Origin of the sequence: Actinokineospora sp. PR83 (genome assembly GCF_021056305.1) — a bacterium.
GTDB classification, from domain to species: Bacteria; Actinomycetota; Actinomycetes; order Mycobacteriales; family Pseudonocardiaceae; genus Actinokineospora; species Actinokineospora spheciospongiae.
Genome location: NZ_JAJCXD010000025.1, coordinates 1 through 25,945, shown reverse-complemented (window position 1 = coordinate 25,945; position 25,945 = coordinate 1). Strand labels below are relative to the sequence as shown.

Below are 25,945 nucleotides of genomic sequence, written 5' to 3'. Positions count from 1 at the left end.
GCTTGGCGGCGCGGTGGGTGCGCGGCTCGGTCGTGGCCCGCCCCTGGTCGCCCGCCTTGCCCGCGCGCCGTTCCCGCGGCTGCCCACCGGTGCCGGGTTCGGCCGCGCGGCGGGCGTCGGGTGCGGCACCCGACCGGGCTGCGCGCCGGGGACCGGACCCCGCATCCGGCGTGCCGCGGCGGGCGTCGCCGCCGGGCTCGAACGCCGCAGCACCACCCGGGGCGGAGCCGGTGGCACGCCTGCCACCGGTGGCCTCACGCCCGGAACCCGCGGCACGACGAGTGCCGGTGCCTTCCCGCCCGGAGCCCGGGTCGGCGGTCCGGCGGTTGGCTTCGCCGCCGGAGCCCTGGTTGGCAGCACGGCGGGTGCCTGTGGTTTCACCACCGGAGTTCGGAGCGGTGGGGCGGCGAGTGCCCGTGGCTTCGCCACCGGAGTCCAGAGCGGTGAAGCGGCGGGGGCCCGTGGCTTCGCCACCGGAGTCCGGATCAGCGGGGCGACGGCGGGTGCCGGTGGCCTCGCGGCCGGCGTCCGGGTCGGCGGGGTCGTGGACACCGATGGCCTCGCGGCCGGGGTCGAGGGCAGCGGCGCTGTCGGGATCGGCCGGGATCGGCCCGTGGGCACCGGTGGGCGACCCGTCGGCATGGCCGGGGTCCGCGGCAACATGGCCTGGATCGGGTGAATTTGTGTACCCGATCGGGGTGATGCGGCCGGCGTCCGGGTCGGCGGCGCGGCTCTGGTCGGGTGTGGCCGCGCCGGTGGGATCGGTGTGGGCGGGGTCGGCGGTGGTGCGGCCCGGGTCGGGGGTGCCCCGGCGGCGGGTGCCGGTGGACCTGCCCGCGCGACCCGGATCGGCGCCGGGGGCACGGCGGGCACCGGTGGCGGCCTCGGCGTCCTGGCCCGGGTCGAGGGCGGCGGCGCGGGTCGGCGCGGAGCCCGGGGCGCGGCGGGAGTCGGGCTCGGGCCGGGTCGGGTCCTGGGCGGAGCGCGTCGAGGCGTCGGACTCGGCGAGGCGGCGCCCCTGGGCACCGGACTCGGTCACGCCGCGTGTCGAAGCACCGGACTCCCCGACGCGGCGGAGCGAGGTGTCGGACTCGGCGACGCCGCGGCCTTGGACGTCGGATTCAGCCGAGCGGTGGGGCGAGGCGCCGGATTCCTCGGCGCGGCGGCCCTGGGCGCCGGACTCGACCGCGCGGCGGGAAGAGGTGTCGGACTCCCCCGCGCGGCGGCCCTGGGCGCCGGACTCGACCGCGCGGCGGGAAGAGGTGTCGGACTCCCCCGCGCGGCGGGAAGAGGTGTCGGACTCCCCGGCGCGGCGGGCCTGGGGGTCGGACTCGGTGGGCTTGACCGTGCGGTGGGAGCCGGTGGAGCGGCCGGGGGTCGACGGGTCGGCGGGCCGGGTCGGCTTCCGCTTGTCGTCGGCGGGGACCTTGGGCAGCAGGATGGTCGACTCGGCGTCGCTCTCGGGAGGCAGGGGGCGCTTGCGGCGCGGGATCGGCTGGGTGAGGTGCCGGGTCGGGTCGACGTCGATGCGGGCCGCGGGCGGGGTGACCCGGCGCGGGCGGGACAGGGGGACGTCGTCGAGCGACTCCGCGTGCGCCGGGATCGGCGGGATGGAGGAGGTCGTGCCCGCCCTGGTGGTGCCCGCGGTCGTGGTGGCCGCCCTGGTGATCTCGGCGGAGGTCGGCGGGGCGGGTCGGTCCTGCTCGCCGCCCGGCTCCGAGGCGGAACCCGCGCGGCGGGTGGGGTCGGACTCGGCCCGCCGGGGGCGGGAGGACGAACCGGTTCGCTGGTCGGACTCGGCGCGCTGGGCGGACCGGGCGCCCTCCGGGCGTTCGGCCCGCCGTTCGGGCGCGACGCGGTCGGTCTGCCGGTCGGGCTCGGCGGTGCCCGGTCGTCGGGCGGGTCGCTTGGGGAGCTGGGTCCGCTGGGCGGATTCGTCGTCCTGGGTGGTGGAGTCGGCGCGAGGGGCCGAGTCACCTCGCTGGGCGGACTCGGCTCGGCGGGGGGCATCGGCGCGAGAGGCCGGGTCACCTCGTCGGCCGGTCTCGGTGGGCTGGGACTCGGCGCGCTCGGACGAGTCGGCACGCTGGGCGGGGCCGGCCTGCCGGGCGGACTCCGCCTGCGCCGAGGAGTCGGCCCCCTGGGTGGGCCGACCTCGCCGAGCGGACTCCGTGCCCTGCGCCGAGTCGTCGCGCTGTGCGGGTTCGGCACTCCGGGTGGAGTTACCACGCCGGGTGAACAGGGCCCGCCGGGTGGACTCCACGCCCCGCGCCGAATCGGCACGCTGGGCGGGCTCAGCACCCTGGGCGGCATCAGCACCCGGGGTGGACCGGGCCCGCCGGGCAGACTCCACGCCCCGCGCCAAGTCGGCACGCTGCGCGGGCTCAGCACCCTGGGCGGCATCAGCACCCGGGGTGAGCCGGGCCCGCCGGGCAGATTCCAGACCCTGCGCCAGATCGGTGCGCTGCGCGGACTCGGCCTCCTGAGCGGGGTCGGCACTTCGGCCAGGCTCGGCGGACCTGTCGGGCTCCGGATCTTGAGTGGAACCGGACCGTTGAGCGGACTGGGCGTGCTGCGCTGCGTCCGCGCTTCGGCCTGGCTCGGCGGGACCACCGGATTCCGGGCGCTGGGCGGACTCGGACCACTGGGCGGACTCGGCGCCCTGGGCGGAGTCGGTGCGCTGACCCGGGTTCGTGCTCCGCCCGGGCTCAGCGGGGCCGCTGGGCTCCGGGCGCTGGGCGGGTTCGGGGCGGTCGGCTTGCCGGGGCGGGGAGTCGGCGGTGGGCTTCGGGCGGCTGACCGGGCGCATGCCGGGGTTGGAGGAGACGGCGGGCCGCAGCTGCGAGTTGAAGGAGGAGTCGAAGAAGGAGGGGGGCAGGGGAGCGCGGGAGCGCGTCTTCTCCGGCTCGTCGGCCGCGGTGGCGCCGGAGGGGTGCCTGCGGACCTCTTCGGTGGGGTGGGCGTACTGGTCGAGGTCGCGGCGGGACACCTCGGTGGTCGGCTGCGCCTCGTCCGCCGATTCCGGACGGCGGGACACCTCGGTGGTCGGCTGGGTTGATCCCGCCGACTGGGTGCGGTCGGGCGGTGTGCCGGGGGCCGCGGGGGCGGGCTCCTGCTCCTCCTCGGCGCGGGAACGGGAGGACGGCTTCGGGTCCGGCGAAGTGGGCTCCTCGGCCTCGGTCGACCTCGACCGGCGAGAGACCTGGGTGGTGGGCTGCGCGGCCTGGGCATCCGCCTCGGCCGCACCGGGGCGACGGGAGATGCGGGTCATGGGCTGCACCGCCTGGTCAGCGGCCTCCGTCGAGCGGGGAGCCTTGCCCGCCTCCGCAGCAGGGGAACGGCGGGAGATCCGGGTGGTCGGCTGCACCGCCTGATCGGCAGCCGCAGGCGAGTGGGGGGCTTCCCCCGCTCCCGCGGCGCGGGAACGACGGGAAACCCGGGTGGTCGGGTCCGACAGGGTGGGCTCCTCGGCCTCGGTCGACCGCGGGCTGCGGGACGTGGGCGGCATCGCCTCGGGAGGCTCGGTGGGGGGTTCCCGGCGGCGCAGCTGGGGGGCTTCGAGCTGCGGGGTGCGCCTCGGTTCCCCGTCCTGGGCGCCGCGGGCCTCGTCGGCCGCGTGGGCGGCGCTGGCCGGGAACCAGTCCGAGGGCTCCGGGGTGACGGGCCGGTCGGACGTGGTGGGGCGGTCGGCGGGGATGTCGGGCCACTCGCCGGTGGGGCTCAGGGGGTCGACTTCCAGGGGGGCGCCGAACCAGAACTCGGGTTCCACCGGGTCGAGGCGGGGCAGCTCGGGGACCTCGGGGACGAACTCGCTGCGAGGGGGTGACCCGGCCGCGCGGGCACCGGAGCCGTTCGCGGACGTGCCGCCGTTCGCGGAGTCGCCACCTGCGGAGGCGCCGGGGTCTGCGGGGGTGGCGGCGGTCGGGTGGTCGCCGTTGCGGTGCGGAGTGCCGTTCGAGTGGCTGCCGTTGCCGGAGTGGGCACCGCGTGCGGGAGGAGCGCCGCTCGGGGACGCCGTGGCGTCCCGGGGGGTGCTGCCGCTGCCGGTGGCGCCGTGGCTGCCCCGGGTGTCGGCCGTGGTGCTGTGGCCGTTCTTCGCGGGGGCTTCCGGCTGGTGGCCGCCTGCGCCGTTGGACCGGCCGTTACGGTCGGGAAACGACTCGTGGCCGACCGTCTCCCGTCGGTGCGGTCCCGGAGCTGTTTCGGCTTCCGGGGGCGCGCTGCGAGGGGGACGGTCGACCACGCATGTCAGGGTACGTGAGTCGGTGTGCTACCCGTGTCAGGAGGACGTGGGGAACGGCTCGCGCTTCTCCTTGATCTTGGCGGCCTTGCCGCGCAGCTCGCGGAGGTAGTACAGCTTCGCCCGGCGGACGTCGCCGCGCTTGGCGATCTCGATCTTGGCGATGTTGGGGGTGTGCACCGGGAAGGTGCGCTCCACGCCGACGCCGAACGACACCTTGCGCACGGTGAAGGTCTCGCGGATGCCACCGCCCTGGCGGCGGATCACGACACCCTGGAACACCTGCTCCCGGGAGCGGGTGCCCTCGATGACCCGAACGTGGACCTTCAGCGTGTCACCCGGGCGAAAGGCCGGGATGTCGGAACGCAGCGACTGGGCGTCCAGGGCATCCAGGGTGTTCATCGGTAGTCCGTCCTCGTCCTTGGAGATGTTCTTCGTACGTCCCGGCCGGGGACGGCGTCACGCCGAACAGTCCAGCCTGGGAGGGGGCTTGTGCGCGCGCACTCGGACAACTGCCGGACGCGTCAACTGGGAAAGTATGTCAGACGGGGTCGCCGGGGGGGAAATCGGCCCCCGCGAGCCGGGTCAGGACGGCCCGGTCGTGCTTGTCGAACGCCTCCGGCGGCAGGGCCGCCAGCAGGTCGGGCCTGCGCGCCCTGGTGCGCTCCAGCGCCTGGTCGCGGCGCCAGCGGGTGATCGCGGCGTGGTTGCCAGAGCGCAGCACGTCGGGCACCGGGCGGTCGCGCCAGACCTCGGGGCGGGTGTAGCTGGGGCCCTCCAGCAGGCCGTCGGAGAACGAGTCCTGCTGGTGGGAGGCCGGGTTGCCCAGGACACCGGGCAGCAGCCGGGCGACGGCCTCGACGATGACCAGGACCGCCACCTCGCCGCCGACGAGCACGTAGTCGCCGACGGACACCTCGTCGACCCGCATCCGGGTGGCGGCGTCGTCGACGACGCGCTGGTCGATGCCCTCGTAGCGGCCGCAGGCGAAGACCAGGCGCTCCTCGGCGGCGTACTCGTGCGCCACGGCCTGGGTGAACGGGCGACCGGCCGGGGTGGGCACGACCAGGCGGGGCACGACGTCCCCGGCGCACACCTCGTCCAGGGCCTCGCCCCAGACCTGCGGCTTCATCACCATGCCGGGGCCGCCGCCGTACGGGCTGTCGTCGACGGCCTTGTGCACGTCGTAGGTCCACTTCCGCAGGTCGTGGACGTCGAGGGAGAGCAGTCCCCGGTCGATGGCCCGGCCGAGCAGCGCGGCGCGCAGCGGCTCCAGGTACTCCGGGAAGATCGTGACAACGTCAATCTGCATCGAGCAGGCCCTCGGGCGGATCGAGTACGACCCGCTGTCCCGCGATGTCCACAGCGGTGACGATGGCCTTGACGAACGGGACCAGCACCTCGCGCCCGTCGACGTCGAGGACCAGCAGCTCGCCACCGGGGCCGTGGGTCACCTCGCGGACCGTGCCGACCCGCGAGCCGTCGGCCAGCTCGGCGGCCAGCCCCTCCAGCTCGTGGTCGTAGAACTCGTCCGGGTCCTCCGACCTGGGCAGTCCCGCGGTGTCCACGAGGAGCATCGCGCCGCGCAGGTCCTCGGCGGCGGTGCGGTCGGGCACTTCCTCGAAGCGCACCAGCAACCGCCCGGTGTGCGACCGGACGGTGGCGACGGTGAGGGTGCGCTCGGGGGCACCCTTCGGCCGGGCGGTCATGACGCTCCCGAGCGCAAAGCGCTGCTCGGGGTGGTCGGTGCGCGGGTCCACGGCGAGTTCGCCGTGGATCCCGTGCGCCTTGGCCACCCGGCCGATGGCGACCAGATTCTGCTGAGCCATGTCAGTGGTCGGTGTCCACCACGTCCACGCGGATCCCGCGACCGCCGACGCCGGCCATCACGGTCCGCAGCGCGGTCGCGGTGCGGCCACCCCGGCCGATCACCTTGCCGAGGTCCTCCGGGTTGACGTGCACCTCAAGCGTGCGGCCACGACGGTTCGTGACCAGCTCGACCTGCACGTCGTCCGGGTTGTCGACGATGCCGCGCACCAGGTGCTCGAGGGCGTCCGCGAGGGCACTCACTCGGCCGCGGCCTCCGCCTCGGCGGGCTTGTCGTCGGCCTTCTTCGGCGCCGACTTCTTCTTCGGGGTCGTCGCCTCGGTGCCGGGCTCCTCGCCCGCCGACTTCAGCGCGGCCTCGAACAGCTCCTGCTTCGACGGCTTGGGCTCCTTGACCCGCAGGGTGCCCTCGGCACCCGGCAGGCCCTTGAACTTCTGCCAGTCGCCGGTGACCTTCAGCAGCGCGAGGACCGAGTCGGTCGGCTGCGCGCCGACGCTCAGCCAGTGCTGGGCCCGCTCGGAGTCGACCTCGATGAGGCTCGGCTCCTCCTTCGGGCTGTAGCGGCCGATGGTCTCGATGGCCTTGCCGTCGCGGCGGGTGCGCGCGTCGGCCACGATGATGCGGTAGAACGGCGCACGGATCTTGCCGAGGCGCTGCAGCTTGATCTTGACAGCCACGGTTGCGGGTACTCCTCAAAGCTCTCGGGTGCAGACGGTGCGGACGTCGCGGCCCGAGTGGGGATCCGGGTACGGCGTCCGAAAGGTTCAGGCGTCGAGGCACGGCGAGAGGGTCCGGCCACGACGGACAGCCGCCAATTGTGCCAGACGTGGTCCCGGGGTCCGAATCGGCGGGGGTCTAGAGCGCGAACGGGGTCGGTTCGACCCCCGCGCCGGTGAGCGCGGCGCGGACGGCGCGGGCGTGCCCGACGGCCCCCGGGGTGTCCCCGTGCAGGCAGAGCGAGCGGGCCTCGGTGCGCAGGACGGTGCCGTCGACGGCCACGATCTCGCCGCGCTCGGCCAGCCGCAGCGCCCTGGCGACGACGGCGTCGGTGTCCGGGAGCAGGGCGCCGGGTTCGCGGCGGGGCACGAGGGTGCCCTCGGGGGTGTAGCCGCGGTCGGCGAACGCCTCCGGGACGCCCGAGTCCCCGGCGGCGCGCAGGAGCCGGGAGCCGGGCAGGCCGAGGATCGGCAGGTCGGCGAAGGCGCGGACGCCCTCGACCACGGCGGCGGCCTGGGCGGTGTGGTGCACGGTGGCGTTGTAGAGGGCGCCGTGCGGTTTGACGTAGGACACCCGGGTCCCGGCCGCGCGGGCGCAGGCTTCCAGGGCGCCGATCTGGTAGAGCACCTCGTCGGCGAGCTGGGCGGGGTCGACGTCGATGAACCGGCGGCCGAAGCCCGCGAGGTCGCGGTAGGAGACCTGGGCGCCGACGGCGACCCCGCGCCCGGCGGCGGCGGCGCAGACCGCGCGCATGGTGGAGGCGTCCCCGGCGTGGAAGCCGCAGGCGACGTTGGCGGAGGTGACCACGGCCAGCAGGGCGTCGTCGTCGCCCAGGGCCCAGACGCCGAAGCCCTCGCCGAGGTCGGCGTTGAGGTCCAGTGCGGGGGTCATGAGCTGGGCAGCACCCCCAGGCTGATCAGCAGCACCGACAGCGCGGGCAGGAAGTTGTTGACCTGGTGGGTGACCACGCTGGCGCCGAGCCGGTCGGTGAACAGCCGGGCCAGGCCGATGGGGATGCCGATGACCAGCAGCAGCGAGGTGCGCAGCGGTTCCAGGTGGCTCACCGCGAAGATCATCGTCGTCAGCGTGAACACCGCCCACCGGCCCCAGCGCAACCGCTCCAGGGCGCCCCAGAGCAGCCCGCGGTACATGATCTCCTCGCACAGCGGCCCGAGCAGCCACACGTAGACGAAGAGGGTGACCGCGGCGGCGACGGGCATGGCCTGGTTGTCGACCAGCGAACCGATCGCGGAGGTGGCGTTGCCCTCGCCGACGACCCTGGTCCAGATGGCCGCGGCGATCGTGGTGCAGACCAGGCCGATGAGGCCGAACTTGAGCCCGACCCGGAAGTCGTCGCGGTTGTAGGAGAACTTGAGGTCGATCTTGGGGCCGTTGCCGCGCAGCCGGGTGATCAGCAGGGTGACCCCGGTGGCCAGGAACGTCGGGACCATGGTGCCGACCAGGATCACCGCGATCGGGTCCTCGGCCGGGGTGGCCAGGCCCATGAGCGCGCCGATCACCACCGCCGACAGCACGAACACGGCGAAGACCAGCAGGAAGGCGCCGAACCCCCAGCGGTGCTGGGGCGGCGGTTCGTCCTCGGCGACCGGACCCGGTCCGCCGGGAAGCGGTGTCGACACAACCCTCCCCCAGCCCGTGTTTCAGGTGGAATCCAGCCTAGCCCCGGCGGGCTACCCCACGACGCGCCCTCTCAGCATGATCCTGGTGGGCGCGCGCAGCACGTCGAGGTCGAGGCGGGGGTCGGCGTCGAAGGCGAGCAGGTCGGCCGGTGAGCCCTCGTCGAGGCCGGAGAAGCCGAGCCAGCCGCGCGCGCCCCAGGAGCCCGCGGCGAGCGCCTGCTCGGTGGTCATACCGGCCTTGTGCAGGGCCACGACCTCGTCGACCAGGCGCCCGTGCATGATCCCGCCGCCCGCGTCGGTGCCCGCGTAGACCGGCACGCCCGCCTCGACGGCCTCGGCGACCATGGCGCCCGCGCGGGCGTGCAGGTCGCGCATGTGCGCGGCGTAGGCGGGGAACTTGGTGGCGCGGTCGGCGATGCCGGGGAAGTTCTCGACGTTGATCAGCGTCGGGACCAGGGCGGTGCCGCGGCGGGCCATCTCGGCGATGACGTCGGAGGACAGGCCGGTGCCGTGCTCGATGCAGTCGATCCCGGCGCCGACCAGGCCGGGCAGCGCGTCCTCGCCGAAGACGTGCGCGGTGACCCTGGCGCCCGCCGCGTGCGCGGTGGCGATGGCCTCGGCGAGCACGTCGTCGGGCCACAGCGGGGCCAGGTCGCCGCGGTCGCGGTCGATCCAGTCGCCGACCAGCTTGACCCAGCCGTCGCCGTACTCGGCCTGCTCGGCGACCGCGGCGGGCAGCAGCGACGGGTCGTCCAGGTCGGCGCCGAGCATCGGGATGTAGCGCTTGGGCCGGGACAGGTGCCTGCCCGCGCGGATGATCCTGGGCAGGTCGAGGCGCTCCTGCAGCGGCCGGGTGTCGATCGGCGACCCGCAGTCGCGGATCAGCAGGGTGCCCGCGTCGCGGTCGGTCTCGGCCTGCTCGGCGGCGACCTCCAGGGTCACCGGGCCGCGCGGGCCGATGCCGACGTGGCAGTGCGCGTCGACCAGGCCGGGCAGCAGGAAGCCGCCGTCGACCACGGTCTGCGCCCCCGGCACCGGCTTGGTGCGGACCCGGCCGTTGACCACCCACAGGTCGCGTTCGTCGTCGCCGGGGAGCACGACGCCGCGCAGGTGCAGGGCGGTCACTTGCCCTTGGGGAACTTGAGCTTGGACGGGTCGAAGCCCGGGGGGAGCTGGTCGAGGCCGGGGGGCATGCCGGACAGGTCGGGCAGGCCGCCGGGCATGGCGCCCGGGGGGAAGCCGGGCATGCCGCCGGGGAAGCCGCCGCGCACCTTGGGCGGTGTGGGGCCGCGGCCCTTGCCCTTCTTCCCCTTCTTGCCCTTGCGGTTGCTCGCCCGGTTGCCCGCGCCGGGCATGCCGAAGCGGCCCGCCATCTGCTGCATCATCTTGCGCGCGTCGAAGAACCGGTTGACCAGGTCGTTGACGTCGCGCACCTCGACACCGGAGCCCTTGGCGATGCGCAGCCGCCGCGAGGCGTTGATCATCTTCGGGTCCTGGCGCTCGGCCGGGGTCATGCCGCGGATGATCGCCTGGAGCCGGTCGATGTGCTTCTCGTCGACCTGGGCCAGCGCGTCCTTCATCTGCCCGGCGCCGGGCAGCATCCCGAGCAGGTTGGCGATCGGGCCCATCTTGCGCACGGCCAGCATCTGCTCGAGGAAGTCCTCCAGCGTCAGCTCGCCGGTGCCGATCTTGGCCGCGGCCTTCTCCGCCTGCGCCTGGTCGAAGTGCTGCTCGGCCTGCTCGATCAGGGTCAGCACGTCGCCCATGCCGAGGATGCGCGAGGCCATCCGGTCGGGGTGGAAGGCGTCGAAGTCGGCCAGGCCCTCGCCGTTGGAGGCGAACATGATCGGCGCGCCGGTGACCTCGCGGACCGACAGCGCGGCACCACCGCGGGCGTCGCCGTCGAGCTTGGTCAGCACCACGCCGGTGAAGCCGACGCCGTCGCGGAACGCCTCGGCGGTGGACACCGCGTCCTGGCCGATCATGGCGTCGACCACGAACAGGACCTCGTCGGCGCCGATGGCGGCCTTGATGTCCGCGGCTTGGCGCATCAGCTCCTCGTCGACGCCCAGCCGACCGGCGGTGTCGACGATCACGATGTCGTGCTGGGTGCGACGGGCCTCTTCGATGGAGCGGCGGGCCACGTCCACCGGGTCGCCGACGCCGTTGCCCGGCTCGGGGGCGAACACGTCGACCTCGGCGCGCTGCCCCACCACCTGGAGCTGGGTGACCGCGTTGGGCCGCTGGAGGTCGCAGGCCACGAGCATCGGGGTGTGGTTCTGCCCCTTGAGCCACTTGGCCAGCTTGCCCGCCAGGGTCGTCTTACCGGCACCCTGAAGACCCGCGAGCATGATCACCGTGGGCGCGGTCTTGGCCAGGTTCAGCCGCCGGGTCTCGCCACCGAGGATGGCGACGAGCTCCTCGTTGACGATCTTGACGACCTGCTGCGCCGGGTTCAGCGCCGCGGACACCTCGGCGCCCTTGGCCCGTTCCTTGATCTTGGCGATGAACGTGCGCACGACCGACAGCGCGACGTCGGCCTCCAGCAGCGCGATGCGGATCTCGCGCGCGGTGGCATCGATGTCGGCTTCGGTGAGCCGCCCCTTGCCCCGCAGGTTCTGCAGGACGGAGGTGAGGCGGTCGGAGAGGGTGTCGAACACGGGAGCGGCACTCCAGCTGGTCAGTCGGGAGCTGGTCGGTCGGGCTGTCGCCCCAGGGTAGTCCCACCGGCGCGCGGCCTGGGGACACGTCCCGGGCGACGGCTGCGATAGTCCGCCGGACGACTCGGAGAATCATGGGGGCGGGAGATGGGCGCACGGAGTGCGGGCCGGTTGGCGGCCTGCGGCGCGGCGGTGCTGGGGACCGCGCTGGCACTGCTCTGGGGACTGCCCGGGCGGGCGGCGGTCGAGGGGGCGTGGGCGGCCTGGTTGCTGCTGTTCGGGCTGGTCGCGGCGGCGGGCGCGGTGCTCGTGCGGATCGGGACGCGGCTCGCGCCGCGCGGGACCGGCGCGGCAGGCGGGAGGCCCGGGGCGAACCAGGGGACCGACACGGGGGCAGTCGACGGAGCGCTCGGGACGGAGCACGGACCACACCCGGCCGAAGCCGCGGCAGTCGGCGAAACGGCCGCGGCGGGACACCAGCCGCGGGCAGGGGCCGCGGCGGTCGACGCGTCACCCGGAACCGGACCACACCGGTCCGACACCACGGCACCCGGTGGAACCCCCGCGGTGGAGCACGGGTCGCCGCAGGCCGACGCCGCGGTGGTGGGTGGGCTGTCGGAGCGGGGTCGGGCGCTGCGCGGGGTCGGGGGCACCGCCGTGGTGCTGGCCGCCTGGTCGGCGGCGGGGGTGCTGGTCGCGGGGCTGGTGCCCGCGCCGGGGGGTGCACTGGCGTGGGGGGTGGCGCCGGGGGTGAGCGGCGTGGGGCCGGTGCTGCTCACCGCGGTGCCGCTGCTGCTGGCCCTGGTGGGGCTGGCCGCGGTCGGGATGCGCGCGGCGGCGACCGGGCTCGGCTTCGTCGTGGCCGACACCGCCGCCCAGTTGACCGCGGCGGACCCGCTGCCCGTGCTGGTGCTCGCCTTGGCCGCAGCCGGGGTCCTCCTCGCGTGGGGCGCGGCCGGGCCGGTGCGGGCGGCGTTCGGCACCGCGCTCGGCGCCTCGGCGGTGCTCACCGGGCTGGTGGGTGGGCAGGACCTGCTCCGGCCGGTGGCGGTGATCCCGAGCGCACCGGGCCTGTCCGGCCGCGGGCCGGGCACGGCGACCACGACCGAGACCGCGACTGCGGCCGACCCGGCGTACCTGGTGCTGGGGCTGCTGTTGGCGGTCGTGCTCACCTGGCTGGCCTGGCGGCGCCGCGACGCCGCGGGCACGGTGCTGGCGGTGCTGCCGCTGCTCGTCACCCCGGTCGTCGGTGCGGCGCTCGTCCCGGACGCGGACCAGGGGGCGGCGCCGTGGTTGGTCGCGCTGGTGCCCGCGGTGGTCCTGCTGGGCGCGCTGGCCGCGGCGTGGGACCCGGGGCTGCGGCCGAGGTCGGGCCGGGGGGTCGCGGTGTCGCGCGCCGGGATGGTGGCGGTGGCGGCGGTGGCGGGGACCGTCGCACTGGTGAAGCTGCTGCCGCTGGTGCTGCCGGAGTCCGACGACGCGCGCTGGACCTATGTGACCGTGCTGCTGGTGGCCTTCGCCGGGCTGGGGTCGGCGGCGGCGCTCACCCCCGGACAGCCGGGGGCGCTGCTCGCCGCGGCGGGCATGGTGGCCCAGCCCCTGACGTCGGTGTGGGTGGTGTTGGCGTTCCCCGACCGGGAGGCCGACCAGGCCGTGCTGGTCAGCGTGGTGGGCGCGGTCGTGGCGACGGCGTGGGCGCTGCTGGTGCTGCGGCACCGGGTGCCGCTGGTCGCGGTCGCGGCGGCGTTCCTGCTGTTCCACCAGTACGACACCCTGGTGCGGGTGGTCAGCGGCGTGTCCGGGGTGTCCACGACGAGCGGGGCGGCGGGCGTGGTCCCGGTGCTGGTGCTGGGGGTGCCCGCGGCCGTGTTCGCGTTGCGCGGCAGCAGGCCCGCGGTGGCGGCGCTGGCCACCACCCTCGCCTTGGCCGCGGTGAGCGCGGTGCAGCTCGCGGGGCTGAGGCCCTCCGGGCTGCTCGGGGAGGTGCTGGCGAGCAGCCTGGTGCTCTCCGGTGCGGCCCTGCGCCACGACGTGACCGGGACGGTGGTGTGGGTGCTCGCGCTGGCGGTCCTGCTGGTGGCCGCGGCCGCGGTGGCAGGCCATGGCGGGGTGGCCGGTGCGGCGGTCCTGGGGCTGGTGGCGGTGACCGTGCTGGTCCGGTTCGCCCAGGAAGACGGGGTGGCGGTGTTCTGGCTGCTCGCGGGCGGGGCGGCGGTGGCCGCGGCGATCCTGCTCGTGGTGGCCGGGTCCCGGCTGTCGCGCCGCATCGGGGGGTCCACGGCGGCGGTGTGATCGACCCGGACCCCCTGCGGAGCAGGGGACCGGGCCGATCCACGACCCGCCCGGTGCGGGCGGAGCTGTCCGGGTGGGGCCCGACCCCTCGACGGGCCCCTCCCGGCATCCCCGTCGAGTGGTTTCCCCCGGCCCTCCCCGGCCGGGGTCCGCCACTCGGTGGGGACGGGAGAAGTCTGTCGTGGACGGTGGGGGCGGCCCAGCGTGAAGCCACCCGGGTGGCGCTGAGTAGGACTACCCAACCGGTCAGCGGGCGGCTTCGAGCACGGCCACCTCGATGGCGCTGCGCCAGCCCTGGGTGGTGCCCGCGGCGAAGCTGAACGAGTCGACCGCGGAGCCGCCGAGGGTGGCGACGCGGGCCCACAGGACGTCGACGCCGCAGCGTTCGAGGGCGTCGGCGACCGAGTGCAGCAGGCCGATGCGGTCGGCGCAGCGGAGTTCGACGACGACCGCCGCCGAGTGGGGGCCGCCCGCCTCGTGGTCGAACCAGAGGACCTTGGGGGCCGGGGCGTCCTCGGCGCGGCCGCCGTAGTCGCGTTCCTTGGCGGCCAGCTTCTCCGCCAGGGGCAGGGAGCCGGAGACGGCCCTGGTGAACTGCTCGCGCAGCAGGGCCGGGTCGGGCATGGAGCCGAAGCGGGGGGTGACCGAGAACGCCCCGACCGCGACGCCTGCGTGCGAGCCGACCGTGGCGGCGTGCACCTCCAGGGAGTTCAGCGCCAGCACACCCGCCGCGCGGGAGAGCACGCCGGGGAAGTCCTTGGCGACGAAGGTGACCGTGGCCAGGCGGTCGACCGTGTCGACCTGGATGTCGGGCCTGCCGGACTCGGCCGCCGCCTGCGCGAGGGCCCGCTGGGCGTCGTCGAGGGGGTCCGCGGCCGGGAGGGGGGTGCCCGCCATGGCCATCCGGCAGTGGGAGACCAGTTCGGCGGTGAGGCGGGCCTTCCAGTCGGTCCACACGCCGGGGCCGGTGGCGAGGGAGTCGGCCTCGGCCAGGGCGTGCAGGAGTTCCAGCAGGACCGGGTCGCCGCCGAGGGTGTCGACCACGCGGTGGACGGTGCTCTCGTCGGCGACGTCGCGGCGGGTGGCGGTGTGCGGGAGCAGGAGGTGGTGGCGGACCATCGCCGAGAGGGTGGCGACGTCCGCGGCGGGCAGGCCGAGCCGGGCGCCGACCTGGGTGGCCAGCGCGGCGCCGACGACCGAGTGGTCCTGGCCGCGGCCCTTGCCCAGGTCGTGCAGCAGCGCGCCGATGAGCAGCAGGTCTGGGCGCGACACCGAGGTGACCAGGCGGGCGGCGTTCACCGTCGCCTGGACCAGGTGGCGGTCGACGGTCCAGACGTGCGCGGCGTCGCGCGGGGGCAGGTCGCGGACCGCGCCCCACTCCGGGAACAGCCTGGCCCACAGGCCGGTGCGGTCCAGCGCCTCGACCACGTCGGTGAGGCCCTCCCCCGCGCCGAGCAGCGCCACCAGGTCCTGGCGGACCTCCGCGGGCCACGGGGCGCGGGGTTCCGGGGCGGACTCCCCCAGCCTGCTCAGCGCGACCGGGGCGATCGGGTGCCCGGTGCGGCCCGCGGCGGCGGCGACCCGCAGCAGCAGGCCGGGGTCCTTGCCGGGGTCGGCGTCGCGGGCGAGCGCGACCTCGTTGCCGTGCAGGACGACGCCCTCGTCGAGCGGGCGGCGCTCGGGTTGGCGGCGCAGCACACCCAGCACCTTGCGGGCGGGGGTGGTGGCGCCGGTGGAGCGCAGGGCCACGTCGACGGCGTAGGCGATGGTGCGCCCGGCCCCGGACAGCGCCCTGGCGAGGGCGAACCGGTCGCCGAGGCCCAGGACCGCGGCGATCTCGTCGCCGTCCTGCGGGCGCAGCACGTCGCGCGGGCGGCCCGCGATGCGGCGCAGTTCGGTGCGGGTGTCGAGCAGCAGCGTGTGCGCCGCGGCCACCTCGGGGCCGGGGCGGTCGATCAGTTGCGCCAGCGCCAGCGCGTCCAGGATGGCCAGGTCGCGCAGGCCGCCGCGGCCGTGCTTGAGGTCCGGTTCCACCCAGTGCGCGACCTCGCCCGCGCGGGCCCAGCGCTGCCGGACGGACTCGATCAGCTCGCCGAGCCGCTTGCGCACCCCGCCGCGCCACTGGGCGCGGGCGGCGGTGGCCAGCCGCGCGGTGATCTCGGCGTCGCCTGCCATGTGCCGGGCGTCGAGCAGGCCGAGCTGGGTGCGCAGGTCGTGCGAGGCCACGTCGAGGGCCTCGCCGACGGTGCGCACCGAGTGGTCCAGGCCGACCCCGGAGTTCCACAGCGGGTACCACAGCCGCTCGGCCACCGCGTCGACCGGTTTGCGGCCGTCGTGCGCCAGGACCAGGTCGAGGTCGGAGTACGGGACCAGTTCCCGCCTGCCCAGGCCGCCGACGGCCAGCAGCGCGACGCCCCCGCCGCGCCCGCCGACCCCGGCCTGCGCGGCGTGCGCGGTCAGCCAGAACTCGTGCAGGTCGGCGAGGGCCTCGCGCAGGGCGCCGGGGTTCAGCCGGGTGCCCGACGGGCCCGCGGACCTGGTCGTCGCGCCCGCGCCGAGGAGCCGGTCGCGGGCGCGGACCAGGTCCGCCGCCGTCGGGGTCGAACTCGCGTGCTCCCCCTGTGCCATCTGCTAGATCGCGTCCGTGCCGCGCTCTCCGGTGCGGACCCGGACCACGGTCTCGACCGGCGTGACCCAGACCTTGCCGTCGCCGATCTTGCCGGTGCGGGCCGCCTCGACGACCGCCTCGACGACCTTCTCGCCCATGGTGTCGTCGACCAGGACCTCGACGCGCACCTTGGGGACGAAGTCCACCGAGTACTCCGCGCCGCGGTAGACCTCGGTGTGGCCCTTCTGCCGCCCGAAGCCCTGGACCTCGCTGACGGTCATGCCGAGCACGCCGATCTGCTCCAGCGCGGCCTTGACGTCGTCGAGGGTGAACGGCTTGATGATCGCGGTGATCAGCTTCATGCCCGTCAGCCTTCCTTACCGGAGTTCGCGGCGACCCTCTTGGTCAGCACGTCGGCCGCCTTGCCCACACCCGCGCCACCGCTGCGGAGGCTGGAGAACTCGTAGGCGCTCTCCGCGTGCTCCGACTCGTCGATGCCGGTGACCTCGGCCTCCTCCGACGCCCGGAAGCCGATGGTCTTGTTGATGATGAACCCGAGGACGTAGGTCAGCACGAACGAGTAGGCCATGACCGCGACCGCGGCCAGCGCCTGCTTGCCCAGCAGGCCCAGGCCACCACCGTAGAACAGGCCGTTGGCACCGGCGGAGTTCACCGAGTCGGTGGCCAGCAGGCCGATCATCAGGGTGCCGACGAGGCCGCCGACGAGGTGCACGCCGACCACGTCGAGGGAGTCGTCGAAGCCCAGCTTGTACTTGATGCTGACGGCCAGGGCGCAGAGCACACCGGCGACCAGGCCGATGACCAGCGCGCCGATCGGGTTGACGAAGCCCGCCGCCGGGGTGATGGCGACCAGACCGGCGATCGCACCGGAGGCGGCGCCGAGGGTGGTGGGCTTGCCGTCGCGGAACTGCTCGACGACCAGCCAGCCGAGGACCGCCGCGCCGGTGGCCACCGTGGTGGTCAGGAACGCGACCCCGGCCAGCTCGCCCGCGGTGACGGCGGACCCGGCGTTGAAGCCGTACCAGCCGAACCACAGCAGGCCCGCGCCGAGGAGGACGAACGGCAGGTTGTGCGGGCGCATCGACTCGCGCGGCCAGCCCTTGCGCTTGCCCAGCACCAGGGCCAGCGCCAGGCCCGCGGCACCGGCGTTGATGTGGACCGCGGTGCCACCGGCGAAGTCCAGCGCGTGCAGCTTGTTGGCGATCCAGCCGCCGACGAAGTCGGTGCCGGTGGTGCCGTCGAAGTTGAACACCCAGTGCGCGACCGGGAAGTAGACGACGGTCACCCAGACCGCGATGAACAGCGTCCACGCCCAGAACTTGGCGCGGTCGGCGATGGCACCGGAGATCAGGGCGGCCGTGATGATGGCGAACATCATCTGGAACACCATGAAGACCGTCATCGGCAGGGTGCCGACCAGGGCGGTCTCACCGAGCAGGTTGGACCCGCCCAGGAAGTCACCGCCCCCGAGCAGGCCGCCGCCGACGTCGTTGCCGAACGCCAGGCTGTAGCCGTAGAGCACCCACAGCACGCTGACGACAGCCAGGGCGATGAAGCTCATCATGAGCATGTTGAGCACGCTCTTGGCGCGCACCATGCCCCCGTAGAAGAAGGCGAGGCCCGGCGTCATCAACATGACCAACGCCGCGCTGACCAAGACCCAGGCTGTATCTCCTGCGTTCACATCGTCCTCCCGTGAACTAATGATTGCGGGAAGCATCGGGGGGTGCTGTTTCGCAGGCGGGTGCGTGACGTTTCGCGGCGGTGAACTACCGACCAGTCCGTGTTACGGCCGCGTTTCCCCGCCGGGACGCCCGGTGACCACCGCGGACCCGTGCCGGTAACGTGACCCCGCCATGCTTGACGCCCCCGCGGTCCACCGCCTACTGGCCGCGCGCCTGCCCGCGCACGCCGGTTCGTCGACATCCGGCCTGCTGGCGACCCCCGTGGCCGAGTTGCTCGACCCGGGCGCGCTGCCCGGGCGGCTGCGCGGTCTGTCCGGGATGTACCGGACCGACGACCCGCACGTGCTGGGCACGCTCTGGTGGTACTCGGCGAGTTCGGTGGTCCTGGCGCCGACGGTGGAGTCACTGCTGGTGACCGGAACGGCGCTCGACCCGGGGCGGGTCACGGTGTACGTCCACCCGGATGGCCGAATGCTCGGGGCCCGCTCGGACGCGGTGTGTGCCGACCCCGGTCCGGCGCTGGCCGGGGTGATCGGCGCGTTCGCCGACCTGCTGGGCGACGCCCTGGGCACCTCGACGCGGCCTTTCTGGGCCATCGCCGCCGATTCGCTGGCGAATCGGGTGCTGTGGGCGGGTGGCACCGGGGAAACGGCGGTGGCCTTGGCCGCCGGTGTCGGAGCGTCACTGCCGGTGCCCCGCTTTGTTTCGGTGGGGGGACAGCAGGTGGTGCGCCGCGCGTCCTGCTGCCTGGTTTACCGGGCCGCGGGTGCGGCGAAATGCGTGAGCTGCCCGCGGCAATTGCCGGGGGAACGGGCCGCGCGGTTGCGCGCGGTATTCGGCGGCTGAGCGGAATTCAGTTACCGGAGGCCGAGACTTCCGCGAAGCGGCGGAGGAATTCGTCGCGGCCCGCGTCGGTCATCGCCCCGTGCAGCCGCAGCCGGGCCATGCCGCCGTCGGGGTGGATGTCCATCCGCACGTGCGTGGTCTGCCGCCGCTCGGCGATCGGGAACCGGTGCACGGTGTCGGGTTGCAGGCGGGTGCGCTCCAGCAGCGGGAACCACGCGGCCGGGTCGTCCGGGTCCGCGGTCGCGCTGTCGCAACCGGACAGGGTCGCCCAGCCGGGCGCGTTGCCCTTGAAGTGCGTGGTGTCCAACTCCGCCAGGCGCAGCACACCGGCGGCGGCGAGGGCGACCACGACCCAGTCGTTGGCGCCGTCGCGGCGACGGGCGGTCTCCCAGCCCTCCCCCATCACCTGGGCGTCGCCGGGGGCCAGCAGGTTGGCCGGGGTCGAGTAGAACATGTTGCTGCACGCCACGACCGACCCGCCGTGCGCCAGCGCGGCCAGGTCGAGCGAGCCCAGGTCGAGCAGCGCCGGGTCGGCCACCGGGGTGCCGTGCACGCGCAGCCTGGCCACCCCGCCGTCGGGGTGGATGGTCAGCCGGACGTGGGTGAACCGGCGCGGGGACACGACGTCGAACGGGTTGCGGGTGTCGCCCGCGAGCGGGGACCTCGGCACGACCACCTCCCAGTCGGCGGCCAGCAGCTCCGCCGGGCTCGGGTAGCCCTCGGCGGCGAGCGCGGAGACGGTGCACTCGGGCGGGTAGTTGCCGGTGAAGAAGGCGGTGTCGACGACCACGCCGCTGATCACCCCGGGCAGGCCGAGCCGCACGATCACCTCGTCGTCGCCCGGTTCCCGGCGCCTGCGGGTTTCCCAGCCGTCGTAGACCTGTCCCTTGTGGCCGAAGGTGGCGGGCCGGAACCCGGCCGGGGCGGGGGTGATCAGGTTCTCCCGCTCGGCGAAGGTCTCGTCGTTGGCCCACAGGACCGAGCCGCCGACCCGGCGCGAGGCCAGGTCCGGCCGGGTCACCCAGGCGCGTTCGCCGTTCACGCGTGTCCCCTCCTCAGCAGTCGCCCGCGCGGTTCCCCGGCCACCGGTGCCCCGCGCAGCCAGGTCGAGCGGACGACGCCGCGCAGGGTGGCGCCGTGGTACGGGGTCACCGGGTTGCGGTGGCGCAGCGCGGCGGCGTCGACGGTGAAGGTGTCGTCGGGGGCGAAGACCACCAGGTCGGCGTCGCAGTCGACGGCGATGCGACCTTTGCGCGCCAAGCCGACCAGGTCGGCGGGACCCTCGGCCATCCAGCCGACGACCTCCGACAGCCCGACCCCGCGCTCGCGCGCCCCGGTCCACACCGCGGGCAGGCCCAGTTGCAGGCTCGACACACCGCCCCACGCCTCGCCGAAGTCACCGGAGTCCAACCGCTTGAGGTCCGGGGTGCACGGGGAGTGGTCGCTGACCACCACGTCGATCACGCCGTCGCGCAGGCCCTCCCAGAGCAGTTCCCGGTTGGCGGCCTCGCGGATGGGCGGGCAGCACTTGAACTCGGTGGCGCCGTCGGGCACGTCCTCGGCGGTGAGGGTGAGGTAGTGCGGGCAGGTCTCCACCGTCAGCGCCACCCCCTCGTCCTTGGCCGCGGCGATCATCGGCAGCGCGTCCGAAGAGGACAGGTGCACCACGTGCGCGCGGCCCCCGGTGGCCCTGGCCGCGGCGATGACCTCGGCGATGGCGGAGTCCTCGGCGGCGCGCGGGCGGGAGGCGAGGAAGTCGGCGTAGTCGCGGCTGTTCGGCGGCGCCTCGACGATCCCGCCGTCCTCGGCGTGCGCGATGAGCAGCGCGCCCAGGCCGGCGGTGACCCCGAGGTGCTCGGCGAGCTGGTCCGGGTCGAGGTGGCCGAACTCGGCGACACCGGAATCCAGCAGGAAGCACTTGAAGCCGAACACGCCCGCCTCGTGCAGCGCGGCCAGCTCACCGGCGTTGCCCGGCACGGCCCCGCCCCAGAAGCCGACGTCGACGTGCACCCGGCCGGTCGCGGCCTCCTGCTTGACCCGCAGCGCCCGCACGTCGGTGGTGGGCGGCAGGCTGTTGAGCGGCATGTCGACGACGGTGGTGACCCCGCCCGCGGCGGCGGCCAGGGTGGCCGACGGGAAGCCCTCCCAGTCGGCCCGGCCGGGGTCGTTGACGTGCACGTGCGTGTCGACCAGACCCGGCAGCAACACCTCGTCCCCGGCCAGCTCGACCACCTCGGCGCCGTCGGCGTCGGCGGTCAGCGGCTCGATCGCGGTGATCCGGCCGTCGACCACGCGCACGGCGGCGGGCCGCTCGGTGCCGTCGACGACCGCCCGGGGGGCGCGGAACAGGAGGGTCACGCGGTTCTCCGCTCGATGAGGGCGTTCAGGTCGTCGGTGCCCAGGCCGGAGTACGCGCCGACCTCGTCGGCGGTGAGGGCGCCGCAGTCGAGCGCCCGGCGCAGCGACAGGGCGAGCGCGGCGGCGGTGGCGGGCTCGTCGAGCACGGCCGAGCCGGTGGTCCTGGCGACGTAGGCGGCCAGGCGCCTGCCGTCCGCCTCGGCTGAGCTCAGGTGGTGGGCGTACACCGCGGCGTAGCGGGTGACCAGTTGCGCCGGGTGCAGGTCCCAGCCCTGGAAGAAGCCGTGCCGCAGGGAGCGGCGGACCAGGGTGTAGTGGGTCAGCCAGTTGCGGTGCACGGTCTCGCGGTCGCCGACCGGCAGCAGGTTCGACGAGCCGTCGGACAGCCGCACGCCGGTGCCCGCCGCGCCGACCTGCATGGCGTGCCGGGCGAAGTCGCAGGCCGCGTGCGCCAGGTGCTGCTCGGCGGCGCCGAGGCCGCAGGCGGCGGTGTAGTCGTAGGTGCCGAAGTGCAGGCCGCTCACCCGGCCAGCCCCGGCGGAGATCAGCCGGGGCACGGTGAAGCGGCCCTCGGCGTCGATCACCGCCTGGGTTGTCTCGATCTGGACCTCGAAGCGCAGCGCGCCCCCGGCCAGCCCGAGGTCGCGCTCCAGCAGCCCGAGGACGTCCACCAGGACTTCGACCTGCTCGGGGACGGTGACCTTGGGGAAGGTGAGCGCGAAGCCCGGCGGCGGGCCGCCCGCGGTGGTGAGCACCAGGTCGAGGGTGCGCAGGCCGCGGTGGAGCAACGCCTCGGTGTCGAAGGACTTCATCCGGATGCCCGCGCTCGCCAGGCTCCACCGCGCCAGCAGGTCCGCGGCGCGCACGGCGTCGGCGTCCTCGTCGGCGTCGGCGCGGGTGCCGTAGCCGTCCTCGAAGTCGACCCGCAGGTCCTCGACCGGCTCGGTGGCGAGCTTGGCGCGCACCCGCTCGTGCACGGCCCCGGCCAGGTCGGGGTCGAGCCCGAGGACCTCGGCCAGCGCCGCCGCGTCGGGGGCGTGCTCGTCGAGGGCGGCCAGGGCGGCGGCGCCCCAGGCGGCGGGGGTGTCGTCGGTGACCTTGTCGGCGGGGACGTAGCAGGTGTGCACCGGCTGGCGGGTGCCCGGGTCGCCGGGGTAGCGGGCGGCCCGGGCGGCGTCGGGGCCGGTCAGCCTGCTCGTGGCGGCGGCCGGCAGCCCGGGGTCGAGGGGCACGTCAGATCCGCTCGTAGGCGGGCACGGTGAGGAAGTCCGGGTAGTCCTCGGCGAGCGCGACTTCCTCGAACAGCTCGGCGGCCTCCGCGAGCCGCGGCAGGTCGGCCAGGTCCGCCCGCACCTCGGCCAGCACCGCGCGCACCAGGTCGGGGATGACGGTGTCGCCGGTGTCGAGGACGACGCCGTTGCGCACCCACTGCCACACCTGGGACCGGGAGATCTCCGCGGTGGCCGCGTCCTCCATCAGGTTGTGGATCGCCGCCGCGCCGTTGCCGCCCAGCCAGGACGACAGGTACCGCAAGCCGACGTCGACGGCCGCGCGCAGCCCCGCCGCGGTGGCCGACCCGGGGGCCGACGCCAGGTCGAGCAGGTCCTCCGCGGCCACCGCCACCTCCGGGCGCTGCCGGTCGAGCTGGTTGGGGCGCTCGCCGAGCACGCCGTCGAAGACCTCCCGGCAGACCGGGACCAGGTCCGGGTGCGCCACCCAGGACCCGTCGAACCCGTCCCCCGCCTCCCGGCCCTTGTCCTCGCGGACCTTGGCCAGCGCGCGGGCGGTGACCCCGGGGTCGCGCCGGTCGGGGATGAACGCGGCCATGCCGCCCATGGCGAACGCGCCGCGCCGGTGGCAGGTCTTGACCAGCAGCTCGGTGTAGGCGCGCATGAACGGCGCGGTCATGGTCACGCTGTCGCGGTCGGGCAGCACGAACCCCGGCCCGGCGTCGCGGAAGTACTTGATCAGGCTGAACAGGTAGTCCCAGCGGCCCGCGTTGAGGCCGGAGGCGTGCTCGCGCAGCTCGTGGAGGATCTCCTCCATCTCGAACGCGGCCGGGATGGTCTCGATCAGGACGGTGGCGCGGATCGTGCCGTGCTCGATGCCCAGCTCCGCCTGGGCGTGGGTGAACACGTCGTTCCACAGCCGCGCTTCGAGGTGGCTCTCCAGCTTCGGCAGGTAGTAGTACGGCCCGGCGCCGCGGTCGAGGGCGGCCCTGGCGTTGTGGAAGAAGTGCAGCCCGAAGTCGACCAGCGCGCCGACCGCGCGCCTGCCGCCGATCAGCACGTGCTTCTCGTCGAGGTGCCAGCCGCGCGGGCGGACCACGATGGTGGCGGGCCGGACGGCCGGGTCGAGGGCGTAGGACTTGCCCTCCGGTGAGGTGAAGGCGATCTCGCCGCGCACGGCGTCGTAGAGGTTCACCTGGCCGGACACCACGTTCGCCCAGTGCGGGGTGTTCGCGTCCTCCAGGTCGGCCAGCCAGACCCGGGCGCCGGAGTTGAGCGCGTTGATCGCCATCTTGCGCTCGGTCGGGCCGGTGATCTCCACCCGCCGGTCGCGCAGCGCCTCGGGCGCCGGGGCCACCGACCACTGCGCCTCGCGCACCTCCCGCGTCTGCGGCGGGAAGTCCAGGGTGCCGGTGCGGGCCGCGTGCTCGCGGCGGACCGCGCGGGCGGCCAGCAGCTCGTCGCGCCGGGCGGCGAAGGCGGTGTGCAGACCGGCGACGAACTCCAGCGCGGCGGGCGTGAGGATCTCCCCGCCGCGTTCGACGTCGTCGCCGGTGATCTCGACCGTTCCGCTGTGCGCCATGGGGACATAGTGACCCGAGAAGCCGCTTTCAGGTACCCGCAGCGCGATCGGGCTGCGGCAGCAGCAGCCGGTGGCGGACGGCGAGCGAGGCCGCTTCGAGCCGCGAGTGCACGCCCAGCTTGGTCAGCAGCGCCTGCACGTGGGTGCGCACGGTGGTGCCGGAGACGCCCAGCCGCCGCTCCATCGCGGCGGTGCTCGCACCCTCCACGAGCAGGGCCAGGCACTCGCGCTCGCGCGGGGTGAGGTGCGCGGCCAGCCGGTGCGCCGCGGCGGCGTCCGGGGACTGCCGGGGCGAGCGCCCGGTGGGCACGTCGACGACCGTCTCGCCGTCGAGGATCCGGCGCAGGGCGTGGGCGAGATCACGGACGCCCGCGGTCTTGTGCAGGTAGCCCGCGGCGCCGCCGTCGACCGCGCGGCGGACCGCGGCGGGGTCGCCGTCGGCGCTGAGCAGGACGATCCGGGTGCGCGGGGAGGCGGCGGCCAGGGTGGGCAGGGCGGCCACGCCGTCGCCGTCGGGCAGGTGCCGGTCGAGCAGCAGGATCGCCGGGGTGGCCGCGCGGACCGCGGCGAGCGCCCCGGCCAGGGTGGCGGCGGTGTCGCGGACCCGGAAGCCGCGCACCTCCAGCACCGCGGCCAGCGCCTCGGCGAACACGGCGTGGTCGTCGCACACCACCACGTCCGCCCGGCGCGGCTCCTCGGCGGGGCCGAGCTCGGGCGCACCTGGTTCACCGGCGCGGGCGGGTGGCGGTGTCACTGGGCGCTCCCCCGATGGTCGGTTCCGACGGAATGGTGGTCGACCGAGGGTGCCACGCCGCCAGGGGTGGCGCGGGCGGACGCGCCCGATCCGGTGGCGCGGTCACGCCCCGGCGGGCGTCGCCTCGACGATGACGTTGTCGCGGTGGCTGCGGGCCGCGTGGTCGAACGCGCCGCCGCAGGTGACCAGGCGCAGTTCCGGCCCGGGGGTGGGCGCGTGGACCTCGGCGGTGGGGAAGTCGGCCTTGGGCGAGCGCCGCGTGCCCGGCTCGGCGTGGAAGTCGACGTGCCCGGCAGGCAGCGCCGGGCCGACCGAACCCGCGGCGGCCCCGGCGGCGAACCACCCGGCGACCGCCGCAGACCCCGGCGGACCAGCACCCCGGTGCCGCCCCCGGCCTGGCACCCGGCGACCGCGAAGACCGCCGCCACCGCGACGATCCGCACCGCGGTGCCGGACCTGCCTGCGGTGCCGGGCCTGGCCTCGGTGCCGAGCCTGCGCGCGACGACGGACCTGCCCACCGCGGGTTCGCTCATGCCCGGTGGCACTGCGGCAGCGCGGTGGCGGGCAACCTGCCCGCGGCGCGGGCTGCCCGGCCCGGTCGATGGTCAGGTTGCCCGCGTTGACCACCCGCATCCTGGCCTGGCCGCTGGGCGGCAGGCTGAGGTCGTCGGCGAGCACGCGCAGCGCCGGGCCGTCGAACTTGCCCAGGCCCGCGGCGGTGTAGGCGTGCCCTCGGTGGCACCCAGGGTCGCGGAGATGACCGCGGGAAGTGTCACCACCCGACGGCAAGCGTTGTCGCCGGGAAGTGTCACCGCGGGGCGGGGTCACCGGGGTTGGGGATGCGCCAGTCGAGCGCGACGCGGCCGTCCCCGGTGGGGCGGACGTCGCTGGGGGCGTAGGGGCCGCGCTGGGCCTGGACCCAGGCGCGCAGGGAGTCGACGACCGCCGGGTCCCCCGCGGGCCGCCCGTCCACACTCGACAGGACCACGGTCCGGTCGGGCAGGTCGGAACCGTTCTCCGCCACCGGTTTCGAGGTGTCGGCGACGACCAGGTCGTGCTGGGCGCCGACCTCGGCGAGCACGGCCATGGCGCGGAAGTCCAGGGCGCCCGCGCGCAGCACCGCCTTGACCTCCTCCGGGCTCTGGATGCGGGGGTTGTCGGCGAGCTGGGCGCCCGCGGCGGTGCGGTCGGGTCCGCCGCTGTGCACGGCGGTGCCGTCGGCGAGGCGGGCGGTCAGGCCGTCGAACCGGGCGACCACCAGGCCTGCGCCGTCGGCCGGGGACACGGTGTAGTGGGCGTAGCCGCCCTCCGGGCGCACCTGTTGCGGCGCCCGGCCGCGCAGGTCGCGGCGCAGGTCGGAGACCAGCAGCGGCGGCGCGGCGAGGGTGGCGCCGGGGGCGGCGGCGCCGGTGAACCAGTCGGCGGCGCCCCGGTGGTCGACGGCGGGCGCGACCGGCAGCGCGACCGCCGCCCCCGCGCCGACGAC

General features: G+C 75.2%; 22 protein-coding genes. 2 read left to right on the top strand and 20 right to left on the bottom strand.

The annotated features are described in order from the left end of the window. The 10 genes from L6E12_RS09110 to ffh form a co-directional block, all read right to left on the bottom strand. On the bottom strand, positions 1 to 4,243 hold a 4,243-nt coding region (locus L6E12_RS09110), incomplete at its 3' end, for a hypothetical protein (RefSeq protein ID WP_236227457.1). Between the two features lie 36 nt (positions 4,244 to 4,279). Then, the gene (gene rplS / locus L6E12_RS09105) at positions 4,280 to 4,642 is read right to left on the bottom strand and encodes a 50S ribosomal protein L19 (protein ID WP_110082014.1); all 363 of its coding nucleotides are present in this window, start codon (positions 4,640 to 4,642) and stop codon (positions 4,280 to 4,282) included. A gap of 139 nt (positions 4,643 to 4,781) precedes the next feature. Next, positions 4,782 to 5,552: a tRNA (guanosine(37)-N1)-methyltransferase TrmD gene (trmD, locus tag L6E12_RS09100; RefSeq protein ID WP_236227456.1), complete on the bottom strand. Its 771-nt coding sequence runs from the start codon at positions 5,550 to 5,552 to the stop codon at positions 4,782 to 4,784. Next, positions 5,542 to 6,069: a ribosome maturation factor RimM gene (gene rimM / locus L6E12_RS09095; RefSeq protein WP_236227455.1), complete on the bottom strand. Its 528-nt coding sequence runs from the start codon at positions 6,067 to 6,069 to the stop codon at positions 5,542 to 5,544. Before rimM ends, trmD begins: the two co-directional genes overlap by 11 nt. Before the next feature lies 1 nt (position 6,070). After that, positions 6,071 to 6,310 carry an RNA-binding protein gene (locus L6E12_RS09090; protein ID WP_035280809.1) on the bottom strand — a complete coding sequence of 80 codons (240 nt, stop codon included), beginning with the start codon at positions 6,308 to 6,310 and terminating at the stop codon, positions 6,071 to 6,073. After that, a complete protein-coding gene (gene rpsP, locus L6E12_RS09085; protein WP_236227454.1) occupies positions 6,307 to 6,744 on the bottom strand; it encodes a 30S ribosomal protein S16 in 438 nt (145 codons plus the stop codon). Before rpsP ends, L6E12_RS09090 begins: the two co-directional genes overlap by 4 nt. Before the next feature lie 178 nt (positions 6,745 to 6,922). Next, entirely contained in the window at positions 6,923 to 7,675 is a 753-nt protein-coding gene (locus tag L6E12_RS09080) for a LamB/YcsF family protein (protein ID WP_236227453.1), read from the bottom strand. Continuing rightward, the gene (locus L6E12_RS09075) at positions 7,672 to 8,424 is read right to left on the bottom strand and encodes a CPBP family intramembrane glutamic endopeptidase (RefSeq protein ID WP_236227452.1); all 753 of its coding nucleotides are present in this window, start codon (positions 8,422 to 8,424) and stop codon (positions 7,672 to 7,674) included. Before L6E12_RS09075 ends, L6E12_RS09080 begins: the two co-directional genes overlap by 4 nt. Positions 8,425 to 8,475: 51 nt before the next feature. After that, positions 8,476 to 9,549 (bottom strand): amidohydrolase family protein, encoded by a 1,074-nt coding sequence (locus tag L6E12_RS09070; RefSeq protein WP_236227451.1) that lies wholly within the window; start codon positions 9,547 to 9,549, stop codon positions 8,476 to 8,478. Continuing rightward, positions 9,546 to 11,084 (bottom strand): signal recognition particle protein, encoded by a 1,539-nt coding sequence (gene ffh, locus L6E12_RS09065; RefSeq protein ID WP_236227450.1) that lies wholly within the window; start codon positions 11,082 to 11,084, stop codon positions 9,546 to 9,548. The genes L6E12_RS09070 and ffh overlap by 4 nt, the downstream gene beginning before the upstream one ends. Positions 11,085 to 11,231: 147 nt before the next feature. Here ffh and L6E12_RS09060 point away from each other — a divergent pair, with 147 nt between their 5' ends. Continuing rightward, on the top strand, positions 11,232 to 13,376 hold the full coding sequence (locus L6E12_RS09060; RefSeq protein ID WP_236227449.1) for a hypothetical protein: 2,145 nt from the start codon (positions 11,232 to 11,234) through the stop codon (positions 13,374 to 13,376). Positions 13,377 to 13,622: 246 nt separating this feature from the next. On the opposite strand, the gene L6E12_RS09055 is transcribed toward L6E12_RS09060, so the two are convergent. From L6E12_RS09055 to L6E12_RS09045, 3 genes are read right to left on the bottom strand one after another with little or no spacing between them, the layout of a single operon-like run. Next, the gene (locus tag L6E12_RS09055) at positions 13,623 to 16,004 is read right to left on the bottom strand and encodes a [protein-PII] uridylyltransferase (protein ID WP_236227448.1); all 2,382 of its coding nucleotides are present in this window, start codon (positions 16,002 to 16,004) and stop codon (positions 13,623 to 13,625) included. Positions 16,005 to 16,007: 3 nt separating this feature from the next. Then, positions 16,008 to 16,346 carry a P-II family nitrogen regulator gene (locus L6E12_RS09050; RefSeq protein ID WP_035284183.1) on the bottom strand — a complete coding sequence of 113 codons (339 nt, stop codon included), beginning with the start codon at positions 16,344 to 16,346 and terminating at the stop codon, positions 16,008 to 16,010. Positions 16,347 to 16,351: 5 nt separating this feature from the next. Next, positions 16,352 to 17,725, bottom strand: a complete 1,374-nt coding sequence (locus L6E12_RS09045; RefSeq protein ID WP_240012632.1) for an ammonium transporter — start codon at positions 17,723 to 17,725, stop codon at positions 16,352 to 16,354. A 136-nt stretch (positions 17,726 to 17,861) separates the two neighbouring features. On the opposite strand from L6E12_RS09045, the gene L6E12_RS09040 reads away from it, so the two are divergent. Next, complete coding sequence (locus L6E12_RS09040) at positions 17,862 to 18,536, top strand: (2Fe-2S)-binding protein (RefSeq protein ID WP_236227446.1); 675 nt, start codon at positions 17,862 to 17,864, stop codon at positions 18,534 to 18,536. 7 nt (positions 18,537 to 18,543) lie between these two features. Here L6E12_RS09040 and alc read toward each other — a convergent pair whose 3' ends face one another. The 7 genes from alc to L6E12_RS09005 form a co-directional block, all read right to left on the bottom strand. Further along, positions 18,544 to 19,578, bottom strand: coding sequence for an allantoicase (gene alc, locus L6E12_RS09035; protein WP_236227445.1), 1,035 nt, complete (start codon positions 19,576 to 19,578; stop codon positions 18,544 to 18,546). Next, positions 19,575 to 20,894 carry an allantoinase AllB gene (gene allB, locus L6E12_RS09030; RefSeq protein ID WP_236227444.1) on the bottom strand — a complete coding sequence of 440 codons (1,320 nt, stop codon included), beginning with the start codon at positions 20,892 to 20,894 and terminating at the stop codon, positions 19,575 to 19,577. The genes alc and allB overlap by 4 nt, the downstream gene beginning before the upstream one ends. Then, positions 20,891 to 22,126: an aldolase/citrate lyase family protein gene (locus L6E12_RS09025; protein ID WP_236227443.1), complete on the bottom strand. Its 1,236-nt coding sequence runs from the start codon at positions 22,124 to 22,126 to the stop codon at positions 20,891 to 20,893. Before L6E12_RS09025 ends, allB begins: the two co-directional genes overlap by 4 nt. 1 nt (position 22,127) lies before the next feature. Further along, complete coding sequence (gene aceB / locus L6E12_RS09020; protein ID WP_236227442.1) at positions 22,128 to 23,705, bottom strand: malate synthase A; 1,578 nt, start codon at positions 23,703 to 23,705, stop codon at positions 22,128 to 22,130. 28 nt (positions 23,706 to 23,733) lie between these two features. Next, the gene (locus L6E12_RS35345) at positions 23,734 to 24,459 is read right to left on the bottom strand and encodes a response regulator transcription factor (RefSeq protein ID WP_236227441.1); all 726 of its coding nucleotides are present in this window, start codon (positions 24,457 to 24,459) and stop codon (positions 23,734 to 23,736) included. 102 nt (positions 24,460 to 24,561) lie between these two features. Then, positions 24,562 to 25,248: a hypothetical protein gene (locus tag L6E12_RS09010; RefSeq protein ID WP_236227440.1), complete on the bottom strand. Its 687-nt coding sequence runs from the start codon at positions 25,246 to 25,248 to the stop codon at positions 24,562 to 24,564. Positions 25,249 to 25,267: 19 nt separating this feature from the next. Further along, on the bottom strand, positions 25,268 to 25,945 hold a 678-nt coding region (locus tag L6E12_RS09005), incomplete at its 5' end, for a hypothetical protein (protein ID WP_374201853.1).

Bases quoted from the DNA above. Each gene is read 5' to 3' on its own strand.
- aceB (WP_236227442.1), bottom strand. From the start codon at position 23,705: ATGGCGCACAGCGGAACGGTCGAGATCACCGGCGACGACGTCGAACGC.
- rplS (WP_110082014.1), bottom strand. From the start codon at position 4,642: ATGAACACCCTGGATGCCCTGGACGCCCAGTCGCTGCGTTCCGACATC.
- L6E12_RS09060 (WP_236227449.1), top strand. From the start codon at position 11,232: ATGGGCGCACGGAGTGCGGGCCGGTTGGCGGCCTGCGGCGCGGCGGTG.
- L6E12_RS09055 (WP_236227448.1), bottom strand. From the start codon at position 16,004: ATGGCACAGGGGGAGCACGCGAGTTCGACCCCGACGGCGGCGGACCTG.
- rimM (WP_236227455.1), bottom strand. From the start codon at position 6,069: ATGGCTCAGCAGAATCTGGTCGCCATCGGCCGGGTGGCCAAGGCGCAC.
- L6E12_RS09080 (WP_236227453.1), bottom strand. From the start codon at position 7,675: ATGACCCCCGCACTGGACCTCAACGCCGACCTCGGCGAGGGCTTCGGC.
- trmD (WP_236227456.1), bottom strand. From the start codon at position 5,552: ATGCAGATTGACGTTGTCACGATCTTCCCGGAGTACCTGGAGCCGCTG.
- L6E12_RS09045 (WP_240012632.1), bottom strand. From the start codon at position 17,725: ATGCTTCCCGCAATCATTAGTTCACGGGAGGACGATGTGAACGCAGGA.
- L6E12_RS09040 (WP_236227446.1), top strand. From the start codon at position 17,862: ATGCTTGACGCCCCCGCGGTCCACCGCCTACTGGCCGCGCGCCTGCCC.
- L6E12_RS09050 (WP_035284183.1), bottom strand. From the start codon at position 16,346: ATGAAGCTGATCACCGCGATCATCAAGCCGTTCACCCTCGACGACGTC.